Annotated in this window: 10 protein-coding genes; 8 read left to right on the forward strand and 2 right to left on the reverse strand. The window is 62.1% G+C overall.

What is annotated here, in order from left to right; translation table 11 throughout:
• Positions 1-5 precede the first annotated feature (5 nt).
• The 3 genes from argH to AC0QTX_RS10220 are packed head-to-tail and all read left to right on the forward strand — an operon-like array spanning position 6 to position 3,480.
• Positions 6-1,514 (forward strand): argininosuccinate lyase, encoded by a 1,509-nt coding sequence (gene argH / locus AC0QTX_RS10210; RefSeq protein ID WP_474603729.1) that lies wholly within the window; start codon positions 6-8, stop codon positions 1,512-1,514.
• Complete coding sequence (locus AC0QTX_RS10215) at positions 1,514-2,584, forward strand: ABC transporter ATP-binding protein (RefSeq protein ID WP_474603730.1); 1,071 nt, start codon at positions 1,514-1,516, stop codon at positions 2,582-2,584. Before argH ends, AC0QTX_RS10215 begins: the two co-directional genes overlap by 1 nt.
• Complete coding sequence (locus AC0QTX_RS10220) at positions 2,581-3,480, forward strand: carbohydrate kinase family protein (RefSeq protein WP_474603731.1); 900 nt, start codon at positions 2,581-2,583, stop codon at positions 3,478-3,480. Before AC0QTX_RS10215 ends, AC0QTX_RS10220 begins: the two co-directional genes overlap by 4 nt.
• Positions 3,481-3,526: 46 nt before the next feature.
• Here the strand turns inward: AC0QTX_RS10220 and AC0QTX_RS10225 are convergent, their stop codons facing one another.
• Positions 3,527-4,609 carry a D-TA family PLP-dependent enzyme gene (locus AC0QTX_RS10225; protein WP_474603732.1) on the reverse strand — a complete coding sequence of 361 codons (1,083 nt, stop codon included), beginning with the start codon at positions 4,607-4,609 and terminating at the stop codon, positions 3,527-3,529.
• A gap of 625 nt (positions 4,610-5,234) precedes the next feature.
• Here AC0QTX_RS10225 and AC0QTX_RS10230 point away from each other — a divergent pair.
• The 4 genes from AC0QTX_RS10230 (at position 5,235) to AC0QTX_RS10245 (ending at position 11,959) form a co-directional block, all read left to right on the forward strand.
• Complete coding sequence (locus AC0QTX_RS10230) at positions 5,235-6,569, forward strand: alpha/beta hydrolase family protein (protein WP_474603733.1); 1,335 nt, start codon at positions 5,235-5,237, stop codon at positions 6,567-6,569.
• 267 nt (positions 6,570-6,836) lie between these two features.
• On the forward strand, positions 6,837-8,624 hold the full coding sequence (locus tag AC0QTX_RS10235) for an adenylate/guanylate cyclase domain-containing protein (RefSeq protein ID WP_474603734.1): 1,788 nt from the start codon (positions 6,837-6,839) through the stop codon (positions 8,622-8,624).
• A gap of 33 nt (positions 8,625-8,657) precedes the next feature.
• The gene (locus tag AC0QTX_RS10240; protein WP_474603735.1) at positions 8,658-9,866 is read left to right on the forward strand and encodes a phosphatase PAP2 family protein; all 1,209 of its coding nucleotides are present in this window, start codon (positions 8,658-8,660) and stop codon (positions 9,864-9,866) included.
• A 35-nt stretch (positions 9,867-9,901) separates the two neighbouring features.
• Positions 9,902-11,959, forward strand: a complete 2,058-nt coding sequence (locus AC0QTX_RS10245; RefSeq protein ID WP_474603736.1) for a S8/S53 family peptidase — start codon at positions 9,902-9,904, stop codon at positions 11,957-11,959.
• An 83-nt stretch (positions 11,960-12,042) separates the two neighbouring features.
• Here the strand turns inward: AC0QTX_RS10245 and AC0QTX_RS10250 are convergent, their stop codons facing one another.
• Entirely contained in the window at positions 12,043-12,399 is a 357-nt protein-coding gene (locus AC0QTX_RS10250; protein ID WP_474603737.1) for a DUF2934 domain-containing protein, read from the reverse strand.
• A gap of 157 nt (positions 12,400-12,556) precedes the next feature.
• Here AC0QTX_RS10250 and AC0QTX_RS10255 point away from each other — a divergent pair, with 157 nt between their 5' ends.
• Positions 12,557-12,784: a hypothetical protein gene (locus AC0QTX_RS10255; protein WP_474603738.1), complete on the forward strand. Its 228-nt coding sequence runs from the start codon at positions 12,557-12,559 to the stop codon at positions 12,782-12,784.
• Positions 12,785-12,832: the final 48 nt, after the last annotated feature.

Genomic DNA, 12,832 nt, shown 5'->3' on the forward strand with positions numbered 1-12,832 from the left:
AGCCGATGACTGCAGGCACCTTCAACGACACCTCCGTCTTCCCGGACCCGGTCTACAAGGAAACCGTGCTTCGCCCGCTCTTCGATGGTGCCCGTGATCATCACGTGGAAGGCTTCCGCCTGATCGACCGGGCCCATCTCATCATGCTCTACGAGACCGGCATTCTCACCATCGAGCAGGCCCGCCCGATCGCCCAGGCTCTCGACGCCATCGACAGGGAGGTGGATGTCGGCAGCCTCAGCTATACCGGTGAGGTGGAGGATTTCTTCTTCCTCATCGACAAGCAGCTTCGCGCCCGCCTGGGGCCGGATCTCGCAGGCCGCCTTCACACGGCACGATCCCGCAACGATATCGACCACACCCTCTTCAAGCTCGGCCTCAAACACAGGATCGATCCTCTGCTCGAGCGCCTGGTGCGCCTGGCCGAAACCTTGGCCTCCGTCGCCCGGAGGGAAAGCAAAACCCTCATCGTCGCCTACACCCACGGCCAGCCTGCGCAGCCGACCGTCTTCGGCCACTATCTCTCGGCCGTTCTGGAAACCCTGCTGCGCGACATCGCCCGTCTGGAGGCCGCCCGAGACATCGTGGACCGCAGCCCTATGGGTGCTGCCGCCATCACCACCAGCGGCTTCCCCATCGACCGGAACCTGATGGCGCACCTCCTCGGCTTCAGCCGTCCACTGCAGAACTCCTATGGCTGCATCGCCTCCATCGACTACATCACCTCAACCTATTCGGCGATCGACCTCGTCTTCCTGCATCTCGGCCGTTTCATCCAGGACCTGCAGTTCTGGACGAGCTTCGAGGTCGGGCAGGTCTACGTGCCCAACGCTTTCGTGCAGATCAGTTCGATCATGCCGCAGAAGCGCAATCCCGTTCCCATCGAGCACATGCGCCATCTTGCATCGCAGACGGTCGGGCGGGCGCAGGCCATGCTCACGATCATGCACAACACGCCCTTCACGGATATGAATGACAGCGAGGGCGAGAGCCAGGGCTTCGGCTATGGCGCCTTCGAGAGCGGCGGACGGGTCCTCGACCTGCTTGCTGCCCTCGTTCCGGCCCTTCACATCAATCCCGACAGGGTTCGCCAGAACATCCGCCGCAGCTGCATCACGGTCACGGAACTCGCCGACAGTCTCGTGCGCCTGGAAGGCCTGTCCTTCCGGGAGGCTCACGAGATCGCAGCCGAAGTGTCCCGCTCCGTTGTCAGCGCGGGCGGCGACATAGGGACAGATGGCTACGAGGCGTTCGAGACAGCGTTCAAGCGTTGTACAGGTCGCGTGCCATCCGTGGGACGGGAGAGCTTTGCAGAGATCGTTTCCCCTGAAAACTTCGTCGCTGTCCGTGATCGCTTCGGCGGCCCTGGACCCCAGGCTCTCGCGCAGGCTCTTGCCGGTTATGGTGAAGAAATCTCAGGCATCAAGGCGCGGATGAAGGCAGCCCAAGTGCGTGAGGCGGCGTCATCTGAAGATCTCCATTCCCGTTTCATCGCACTTCTCGGAGATCGCTGATGGCGACCATTGAAATCGATCGCCTGTTCAAGGCTTATGGGCGCACCACCGTGGTTCACGGGATCGATCTTGCGATACAGGACGGCGAGTTCGTGGTGCTGGTCGGCCCCTCAGGCTGCGGCAAGTCCACGACGCTCAGAATGATTGCGGGTCTTGAGGAGATCAGTGGCGGCCAGATCCGCATCGACGGGCGCGTGGTGAACGATCTCCAGCCCAAGGAGCGGAACATCGCCATGGTGTTCCAGAACTATGCGATCTATCCGCATGTGACGGTTGCCGACAACATCGCCTTCGGTCTCTACCGCTCCAAGCTCTCGAAGAGCGAAAAGCGAGCCCGCGTCGAGCAGGTTGCCGAAACCTTGGGGCTTACCCAGCTTCTGGAGCGCCGCCCTTCCGCCCTGTCAGGCGGGCAGCGCCAGCGCGTCGCCATCGGACGCGCCATGGTCCGCGATCCATCGGCCTTCCTTTTCGATGAGCCGCTTTCGAACCTCGATGCGCAGCTTCGCACTCAAATGCGTATCGAGATCAAACGCCTCCATCACCGGCTCGGCACGACCTCCGTCTTCGTGACCCATGATCAGGTGGAAGCCATGACCATGGCGGACCGGATCGTTGTGATGAGAGATGGCCGGATCCTGCAGGTCGGCTCTCCGCTGGAGCTATACGAGAGCCCAGTCGATGTGTTCACGGCACGATTCATCGGCAGCCCGACCATGAACCTGCTCCCAGCTGCTGTTCGAAATGGCCGGATCGAGCTGGCAGCCGGCGGGATCCTGCCGGCGACGGCAGCTGTGGCGACGACACCCGAGATCCTCGTCGGCGTTCGTCCTCAGGATCTCATGCCGGCCGGAGGCGATGCAACAGGTCTGACCCTGGCAGGCACCGTGGTCGTCGTGGAAACCCTGGGTTCCGAAACACTTGTTCACATCGAGAATGACGGGCAGACCATCATCGGCTTGGCGCCGGGCCGGCTGATCCCCAAGGTCGGCGAGCATATGACCCTTCATGCACCGGTTGACCGGCTGTATTATTTCGACAAGTCGACCGAAAAGGCCCTGGCGGCTCGATGAATGCGGCATACACCGGGAGAAGCAAGGTCCTGTGTCTTGGCAGAACCTACTGCGACATCATCTTCACAGGCCTGAGCGAGATGCCGGCGCTGGGCCGGGAAAGATTCGCTCAGGATGTGACGATTGCCGCCGGCGGTGGAGCCTATATCACGGCCGCCCATCTCTCGGCGCTCCAGCGACCGGCAGCGCTTCTCTCTCGGTTAGGGTTGGATCCCTTGTCACGCGCGCTTGAACAGGAACTTGCCGCCAGCGGCATCGACCTTTCGTTCGTGGAGCGCTCTGAAGATGCCGGCCCTCAGCCCACCGTGGCGCTGGTCAGAGGCAGCGAGCGGGCCTTCGTATCCCGTCGCGCCAGCGGATCCAGGCCTGCCGACCTGGAGCGGGCCCTTTCGAGCCCCGACGTAACCCATCTGCACATCGCGGAGTTTGCTACGCTCAATGACATACCCGAGGTCATCCCCATGGCTCGGGATTGCGGGCTGACAATCTCCCTCGACCCGAGCTGGGACGATCTGCTGATCCGGCAGGATCCTGGGTTCTTCGAAACCTGCAAAGGGATCGATATCTTCTGCCCGAACTTCGAGGAAGGGCGGGCGCTGACCGGCGAGAGCAGGCCTGAGGTCATTCTGGCAAGACTTCGGGAGAGCTTTCCCCTGGTCGTGCTGAAATGCGGGGATGAAGGCGCCATAGCGTCCGACGATTCGGAGATAGTCCGTGCTGAAGCGCTCCGCATCGAGGTCGTCGATACCACCGGTGCCGGCGACGCATTCAATGCCGGCTTTCTCCATGCCTGGTTGAATGGGCGTGACCTTCGCAAAAGTCTCGCCGCCGGGATCGAGTCGGGAGCCCGCTCCGTTCAGTCCGTGGGTGGCGCTCCAGCAGGCGCGGCTCGTTAGAGTTCATCTCGTCTGCGCACGGCCTTCGCCTGACATGAGGCTGGCATCATGTCAGACGCCCACGCGCCGCGACAGGCAGTTCGCCGATGATGTCATTGCCGCGCACCGCAACAAGACGATCGACCATGTTGACCACAACACAAACGTGGTTGGGAACGATCCGGACCACGTCGCCGACATTCGGACGATCATTGCAGCCTGACAGATCCAGGAAGCCGTGCTCTTCCGCAAAGCGGGCAATCTTGGCCTGGGGATGTTCGAGGATGAGGCCATGCCCCTCCAGCCCGCCGGTGTCGCTCGTCAGGGTTTTCGACCCTGAATCGACAATGCCCCTCTCCGGTGCAGCCCGGCTCACCACGGTGGCGTAGACAGTCAGCGCGCAGTCCTGCAGCTGCGCGACGCCTGCTGCCAGCATCATCCGGTCATTGAACACGGATGTCCCGGCCCGGTGCTCGGTCACACCTTTGATCCTGCCCAGGTTCAGGAGGTTGGGTGTCCCGCCGGATGACACGATCTCGGGCTCGAGACCGAGGCTGCGGACCCCGGCTACGGCCTCATCCAGAAAGGCCTGCGTCTCGTCCATGGCATTTTCCGGCGGGTACAGCATGAACCCGGCGAAGGAAAGCCCCGGGCGCAATGCGATGTGCTTCGCCAAAGCCACGGCTTCCGCAACCGTCTCGACCCCAGCCCGCTTGCGCCCGGTGTCACACTCCACCACCACCCCCAACTCCCGCCCGGCGATGGCGGCAGCCTCCGGCAGGCCGGCCACTACAGTAGGGTTGTCGGCTGCGACGGTCACCTTCGTCCGGGACAGAAGCCTGCCGAGACGGGCGAGCTTCTCCTCGCCCAGGATGTTGTAGGCGATCAAAATATCGTCGTGCCCGGCCTCGGCCATCACTTCAGCCTCGCCGATCTTCTGGCAGGTGATGCCCCGAGCGCCGGCATCCCGCTGCATGGAGGCGATCACGGGGCTCTTGTGGGTCTTGATGTGAGGCCGGTTGGCTACACCGGCCGCATCGCACAGCCCCTGCACTCTGCCGATGTTGCGCTCGACCACATCCAGGTCGACCACCACAGCGGGCGTCCCGAACTCACGCGCAACCTTGGCCTTGAGATCCTCGATGCTCATGTCTGCCCCTGCCACTTGCTATGCTCCCGGAGACGATAGGCGATCGCGACGCGGCTGTCCTGCCTTGTCTTGCCAATGGAACATTGCTTCACTTCGAAGCGTCCTTTTTCATTGTTAACAGTCTCTTAATTTAGACCCGGCGCCCGCTATATGTGACATCACTCTCGGCCAATATGGCCCCTACATGCCAGCAGAGATGTCTCGTGCTCTAACCTCTAACTCAGAACCCGCTCCTTCGAGTCCTGGACATCCTTGGAAGGGATTTTGCCTCTCATCCTCCGACACCGATGCCACCTGTTCTCGGCCCGAAGACGGGCCAGCCGCGGAGCGCCGAGGAGATGGCACACGAGAAGGGCTTCAGCAGCGTCTCCGACATGCGATGCCGGATCGCCGGGTCGAACTTGGGCTCTACTCGCGTTCGGCCGCGCTGAGGCAATGGTACTATGCGGATGTGTCCAAAGCCGGATCGGAGGCCCTGATCAACTCACAATACAAATTCTTCGCGCCGCAGGGAGCGGCAGATTCCGCCTGACACGTCTTCATCGTGTCACAGGGCGGTGCATGATCGGCGTTCCGGAAGCACCCTGCCGGTTCGGCATCCACAAATCATCCAGGAGGAACCCTCGTGAGAAGTGCAGCTTTGGCGACCTTGATCCTGCTTGCCATTCCCTCTCCCTCATCCGCACAGGACCTGACCCATCACAATCGCATCGATCTGATCCGTCCTGACGCGCCGGCCCTGGCCAAGCATGGCGAGCATGGAATCGGCGTCCGCACCATCGATGTGATCAACAAGAATCAGATCGACGTCCTGAAGGCAGCAGCCGGACAGGAGCCTCCGCGCTACGACCGCAAGCTTACTCTGGAAGTCTGGTATCCGGCGGAGACGGGCGGAAAGCAATCGGGCGACTATGCCGGTGTGTTCCTGCGTGACGGCAAGACCCAGGTCACGCTCCATGGCAAAGCGGTGCGCGATGCCCATCCCAAGAAGGCGTCGGGCAGCCTCTACCCGTTGGTGATCATCAGTCACGGCTACCCGGGCAACCGTTTCCTGCTCAGCCACCTTGCGGAAAACCTCGCAACGAAGGGCTATGCGGTGGCAGCCATCGATCATGCGGATTCCACCTACACGGACCAGGGCAAGTTCGGGTCGACTCTGATCAACCGCCCCCTCGATCAGGTTTTCGTGCTCAACGCCATCGATCAACTGTCGAAGGAGAACGGACACTTCCTGAATGGACTGGTCGATACCTCACGAACCGGCCTGATCGGCTATTCGATGGGCGGATACGGGGCGGTGATTACCGCCGGGGCCGGTGTCACCAAGGAAGCAGTCGCCTACGATTCAGGTGTGCCGGCTGGCATGCTGTCCGTACATTTGGCCGGGTCCGAAACCCACAGGAAGCTGCGGGACGAGCGCATCAAGGCCGTAGTCGCCATCGCCCCCTGGGGCATGCAGCGCGGATTCTGGAACCAGGAGGGACTCGCCGGGGTCACGACGCCGATCCTCTATGTGGCCGGCAGCAAGGATGATGTTTCCGGCTATGAAAAGGGCGTGCGTGCGCTCTACACCGGCACCACCAACGCGGACCGCTACATGCTCACCTTCGAGAATGCCAACCACAACGCGGCGGCCCCGATTCCGGCACCGGTCGAAAGCTGGCAGACCGCGGAAGGTGGAAATTCGACGCCCTTCAACCACTATGCCGACCCGGTGTGGGACACGGTGCGCATGAACAACATCACCCAGCACTTCGTTACGGCCTTCCTGGGGCGCTACGTCAAGGCAGACACGGAACTCGGGAGCTATTTGGATCTGCCCGTGGAGCGGGCAAGAGAAGGCGTCTTTGCAGCCAACAAGGACGGCTCGTTCAAGCCCGAGCATACCTACTGGAAAGGCTTCGCAGCCCGCACGGCCGCAGGCCTGGTCCTGGAGCGTGGCACACGAAGCGCCAACTGATCACGTCTTCGGATGAAAAGGCCCGGCAGATGCCGGGCCTTTTCATATCGGCAGAGCCTCACCAGAGAGCGACGCACCGCAGCCAACCGATATTGTCCTAACGAGCCAAGAACTCTTCAGTCGCGTCATGAAGGAAGGTTGGGTACTCACTCCTGGACTGTCAAACCGAGCCTGATTGCGTTAGGATTAAACAAAAAGACTTCCAACATCGTCTGTTACATCAGCGAGCCACCCTGTGGGCAGGAACAATGTTGCGAGCTTTTTTCGATGCAGATCGGCCACCAATCCGAAGATCCCTTCCCCGCCGCCGTACGAGCCAAGCGGGCGGTTCTGATTGTCGACGTGGTCGAATCCGTCCGCCTCGTCGAGCAGGACGAGTCGGAGTTCATTTCCCGTTGGCTGACCTTCGTCGAGCACGTCCGGAGCCGCATCCTTCCTGATCACAATGGGCACTTCACGAAAGGCCTGGGCGACGGGATGCTGTTGGACTTCGACGACGTCCGGTCGGCCATTTCCGCCGCATTCTCGATCCAGCAGGAACGCAGTCGGCAAAACCAGGCAATTCCCTCAGCCCAGCAGATCATGCTCAGGATAGGGATCGAGATCAGCGATGTGATCATCGATCAGGCCGATCTCTACGGGCGTGGTGTCAGCCGGGCGGCAAGGATCCTCACCCTTGCAGGTCCTGGCGAAATCGTCATCTCGGCTAATGTGCGCGACCGCCTCACGGCAGATCTCGACGCAGATATCGAGGATCTCGGCGAATGCTATCTCAAGCACATGCCGCAGCCCGTGCGAGCTTACCGGGTGGGGCCACCCGGGCCGCGACCGGTGATCGAGGCGGCATCCTCCTTGGAAGATCTGCTTCCGACGTTAGCCGTTGTCCCCTTCACGACGCGTGATCCCGAGGACGCGCATCACGTCCTGGGTGAGGTTCTTGCGGAGGAACTCATTCAGGACCTCTCGCGCTCTCCAGAGCTGCACGTCATATCGCGACTGTCGACAACCGTCTTCCGAGGCAGGGAGGCGTCCCTGAGCCAGGTCAGTGTCAATTTGAACGCGAATTACGTGCTGTCCGGCTTCTACCACATCAGAAGCCGGCAGATCATCGTGGAAGTTGAGCTCGCCGAAGCCAAGTCCGGCCAGGTTGCATGGTCGGCCCGTTATAAGGGCAATTTGAGCGGTATCATCTCCGGCAAACGGGACCTGATCGATGAGATCGCAGCCAATGTGAATGCTGCCGTCATGGTGAGCGAGCTGCAGCGGGCACAGTCCCAGGCTCTGCCAACCTTGAAAAGTTATACGCTGCTGCTCGCAGCCGTAGCCCTGATGCATCGCCTTTCTCCTTACGATTTCAATGAGGCGCGCAGGCTCCTCGAGGCTCTCATCGAGCGGGCACCGCGTCAGGCTGTTCCCCGCGCGTGGCTTGCCAAGTGGCACGTCCTGCGGGTCCAGCAAGGATGGTCGGACGATCCCCGGCAGGACGCTCAACTCGCCCTGCGCAGCACGAAGCAGGCCTTGGATGCCGATCCGCAATGCTCCCTGGCGCTTTCCATCGACGGCTTCGTCCATACGAACCTCCTGAAAAAGCTCGACGTCGCCATGGATCGCTACGATCTCGCTCTCCTGAACAATCCGAACGACTCCCTCGCCTGGCTGCTCAAGGGCACACTTCACGCGTTCAAGGATGAAGGGCAGCAGGCTGTGAGTTGCACGCAGAGGGCACGGAAGCTGTCGCCGCTCGATCCTCACCGCTATTTCTACGATTCGCTTGCCGCGACCGCTCACCTCGCGGCTCATCAATTCGACCGCGCCCTGAAGCTCTCTCAGCGGTCACTGAAATCCAACTGCACCCACACCTCCACCCTGCGCGCCATGGCAATCGCCCAGTGGGAGCTCGGGCATCACGACGATGCTCGCCGCACGGTGGAAAGGCTCATGCAGCTTGAGCCGCATCTCACCATCCGCAGCTGGCGGGAGCGCTCGCCCAGTGCCGGATACAAGACGGGGGAAGAATGGGCGTCCGTGCTGCACCAGGCGGGGGTACCTGAGTAGCGGCGGATTTCGATAACCAGGGAGTGGACCAACGTGAGCTACTTATCAGCAGGGATCGGCCCTCTCGGTGGGGTCGGCGGAGTGGGCGGTGTTGGGGGCATAGGTGGTGTCGGAGGGGTGGGTGGCGTTGGCGGCGTCGGGGGTGTTGGAGGCGTGGGTGGCGTGGGTGGCGTGGGCGGTGGTGTTTACGACTCACCCCTCATGAGCGATGCTCTCATCCGCAGCCGGGACGGGATCGTCGGTCAATGGCGCGCACCGGCTTCCATCCCCGATCAGCTCGACTTGGAGGACAGCGACAATCTCGATCTCTGGTCTCCCTGGGTCCGTGCTGCTGTCATCGATGCGGAGATGGTCTCCCGTCTCGGCTTCACGCTGGAAGATGCCACCATGGATCCGCGCCACATGGCGGTCTGGCACCTCGAGGTCCCAGCGCCTGTGGGAGCCAATGCTCCTGCACCGGTGTACAAGCCCCTCATCCTGATGGCCCGTCCGACAGACGCCGTCTTCGAGGCACAGCTCACCTTGGTGAACAACTATGCCGAGCTCCGTCCTGATCGGCAGAGCGAGATCCTGGCGCAGATCGGCGGCGGCATCACGTTCTTGAGCTCCGTCGCCCAACTCCACCCGGACCGTACGCCCCATACCCTGGAACTTCTGGCGGCCGTCCTGCGGCTGGCGCTCTTCGTGCACCTTCGAGTGAAGCAGGGTCTCGCATGTCGCCGGCCGCTCGAATACTCCCCGCAGATCCAACCGCTGATCGTCACACCGGCCCATGGAGCGCTTCCGAGCGGGCACGCTACGGAGGCGTTCGCGGCAGCCCTTGTGCTGTGGAAATTGATGAAAGCCTCCGGAAGGCCAGGGTACGACAGCACGGATTGGCGCACCCAGCTTCTTCGTCTCGCAGCGAGGATCGCCATCAACCGGACCATCGCAGGCGTGCATTTTCCCGTGGACAGTGCCGCCGGTGCGGTCCTCGGCCTGACGCTCGGCGAGTACTTCGTCAATCGCTGCTGCGGCGCGGCCGGATACAGGGCATGGCGTTTCGAGGGAGAGAAGTATCCTGAGGATGCCGACTTCATCTGGCACGAGCTCTACGACGTGACAACGGAGAAGCTCACGTCGATGCAGGGGGCCGCGGGCTACTCCGTGGAATACGAAGCCAACGATCAGGCGATCGATCCGGCGCACCAATCCTATGTTCTCGCCTGGCTCTGGGACAAGGCGATGGCGGAATGGGAGTAAGTGGCCCTTCCACATCTTGAAAGCAGGAGCGTCCCATGGCCTGGAAGCGCGTGCAGCCGAAGATCGATCCCATTCCTCGATCCGTCGTCGACCCCTATTCCTTTTGGGCTCTCGGGCCGGGGTTGCAGGACTTCCGGCTGCCGTCCGTCAAGGAACAGAGCGTTCCGATCCTTCTGCGCCGCAAGACGCCGCAATGGGATGAAGAGGCTTGGGCGCTCTGGCGAAGTGCGGCTGAAAACCCCGACATGCCGGAGCAGCCGCCTCGTGACGCGCAGCCCTTCGACGTCCAATTTCTGCCCCTCACAAAAACGCTTCGGCTGATCCAAAGCCGAAAATTTCGGCGCTTCTTCGAAAGCCTGGAGCGCTTCACCATCGGTCCGCCCCTGCCCTCCTCGTCCGTGGCGCACCGTAGTTATGAAGAGGTTCGCCCGCCTCAATCGCCATCGCCGGGTGTGACACCGCGCACCGTCGTCATCGGCATCATCGACGACGGCATACCCTTTGCCCACGAACGCTTCCGCAAGCCCGACGGCACGACCCGAGTCGAGTATGTGTGGGTGCAGCACGGCCCCGCCGGTAACGTGCCGATCGGGTACGATAACGGTTTCGAGATTCCCAAGACAGAAATCGACAACCTTCTGGTGACCTGCCGGTACGGGAATTTCATCGACGAGGATGAGATCTACCGTCGCGCCGGAGTTGCCGATTTTACACGCGATGGTCGCAAGAGCGTGGCTTGGCGCGCCTCTCACGGCGCCCATGTGATGGATCTTGCCTGCGGATGGGATCCTGATGAGGCACCGGACTGGCGCATTGTGTGCGTTCAACTGCCCACTGCAACAACAGCCGACTCGTCCGGCGCCAGCCTTGCGCCTTATGCCGTCAAGGCTTTGGAGTACATCCGCGACAGAGCCCAGGCGATTGCGGGGCCGGGTCGGAGCCTGCCGGTCGTGGTCAATTTCAGCTATGGGCTGCTCGCCGGCCCTCATGACGGCACGCACGAGATCGAACTGGCCTTCGACAAGATCCTGCGCGAGCACAACACCATCCCTGGCAACAAGCCGATGCGGGTCGTCATTCCCTCTGGCAACAGCCATCTGGCGCGTGCCCACGCGACGGTCTCGTTCCAAGCCGCAGGCGAGCAGACGACCCTGCCCCTGCGCATGCTGCCTGACGATCTTACGCCAAGTTTCGTCGAGGTCTGGCTCCCGACCTCCGCCGCTGCAGGGAACCGTGTGGAATTGACCATCACGACCCCGCAGGGCGACGCCAGTCCTCCGCTGGAGGAGAACGACACCTATATTCTCCAATACGATGTGGACGGGAAGGTGCTCTGCGAGGCGAGATACCATTTCTTCCCTGCGCCCTCGGAACGCGGCATGTTCCTGATCTCTCTTCAGCCGACCCTGCGGATCGAGTCGGAGAACTCTCCCGTTCCCACCGATCCGGTTGTGCCGGCGGGGTTGTGGAACCTCAGTCTGAACAACTTGGCCTTGTCGCCGCCGGAGACCATCGAAGCCTGGGTTCAGCGGGACGATGCGCCTGTCGGCTACCCGCGCCGAGGGCGGCAAGCCTATTTCGATGTTCCCAGCTACGAGATCTACGGCCATGACGGCCGCCCACTGGAGGAGGACGATCCAGCATGCCCTGTCAAGCGCTCAGGCTCGATGAACGCGATCGCCACGGGCAAGGACACGATCGTGATCGGCGGCCTGCTGCGCAGTGAGCTGCGGCCGCCCGCCTATTCCGCCGGCGGGCCGATCACGAAGCCGGCCGGCGCCACCTGGCCCCATCGCTGCGGGCCCGACGCGCTGACGGTGAGCGACGACTCGACCGTCCAATCCGGCGTTCTCGCGGCTGGAACACACAGTGGCTCCGTCACTGCCATGAACGGCACGAGCGTCGCCGCACCGCTGATGACCCGATGGATTGCCGGTGAACTCGCGGCCGGACGGCGCGGGAACAGGAGAGCCGTCTGGAAGCTGGCCTATGACAAGGAAGTACCGCTGCCGCCTCCTAAGCCTAAGCCAGATAGAGGCGGCGCCGGACGGGCGCCGCTGCCGCCTGTCCGCCCTGTCAGGATCAGACGCTAGACGGCGCATCGTCGCCCGGGGGCGTATGCCGAACGACAGCACCCGTGACTGACACGTGCCGGATTTGGCCTGGGCTTGAACTTCTAGGTGGTGCGCTTACGGCGGGCTTTCTTCTGCGCGGCCCCTTCTCCGCCAGTCTGTTCACTCACAGCTTGCACTGCGCTCACAGTCGCATCCGGGGAGGTCTCCTCCGAAGTTGCTAAGGACTGCTCCTGGTGGCTTTCGTTCAGTTCGCGCTCTGCCCTGTACCAGTGATCCTGCGGGTCGCCGGCCCGGCCTTCGCTCTCCCATATCTCGTAGGCTCTCTGGCGGATGTTCTCCTCGCTGGCGCCTGATTGTTGATCCTTGGGGCGGCTACCATTGGGTTCATCAAAAATCTGACGCCCGAGATCAAGTCCGATGCGAGGCGTCGCATCTGGTCCGGTTTTGTCCTGGGTCATGATGGTTTCTCTCCTTCAGACGCGGGGTCAATGCCGGGTGTGCGAACATGTTTCCTATCGAATACGCTGCTGCCTCAGGCAGACGCCGTTCACGAACCCGCTTTTTCGTTCTCCCACAAGAAATCAGCTATCATGGGGAGCAGACATGGAGGTCTGGATGACCAAAGAGGATCTGGCTCGTAAGCTTGACAATATGGATCCTGGAGCGACCCTCACGGTTCCAGAGGATGTGCTGGCACAGATGTTCGGCGAAGTCACGCTTTCATATGACTCGCAGGAGGCGCTCGGACGCATTGCCGGATTCGCGCTCGAACACCGCTGCACGTTCTCGTTCCATGAGCACGAAGGGGCGGTTCCATGCTTCCAGAAAGACGACGTCTTCTGAGGGTTAGGAAGCACCCTCAAATCACGCATCGTCAGCGGCAAGCAACAC

It is taken from the genome of Microvirga sp. jy35 (assembly GCF_056148915.1).

Coding starts and splice junctions, on each gene's coding strand:
- argH (WP_474603729.1), top strand. CDS start 6: ATGACTGCAGGCACCTTCAACGACACCTCCGTCTTCCCGGACCCGGTC.
- AC0QTX_RS10215 (WP_474603730.1), top strand. CDS start 1,514: ATGGCGACCATTGAAATCGATCGCCTGTTCAAGGCTTATGGGCGCACC.
- AC0QTX_RS10255 (WP_474603738.1), top strand. CDS start 12,557: ATGACCAAAGAGGATCTGGCTCGTAAGCTTGACAATATGGATCCTGGA.
- AC0QTX_RS10245 (WP_474603736.1), top strand. CDS start 9,902: ATGGCCTGGAAGCGCGTGCAGCCGAAGATCGATCCCATTCCTCGATCC.
- AC0QTX_RS10235 (WP_474603734.1), top strand. CDS start 6,837: ATGCAGATCGGCCACCAATCCGAAGATCCCTTCCCCGCCGCCGTACGA.
- AC0QTX_RS10225 (WP_474603732.1), bottom strand. CDS start 4,609: ATGAGCATCGAGGATCTCAAGGCCAAGGTTGCGCGTGAGTTCGGGACG.
- AC0QTX_RS10220 (WP_474603731.1), top strand. CDS start 2,581: ATGAATGCGGCATACACCGGGAGAAGCAAGGTCCTGTGTCTTGGCAGA.
- AC0QTX_RS10250 (WP_474603737.1), bottom strand. CDS start 12,399: ATGACCCAGGACAAAACCGGACCAGATGCGACGCCTCGCATCGGACTT.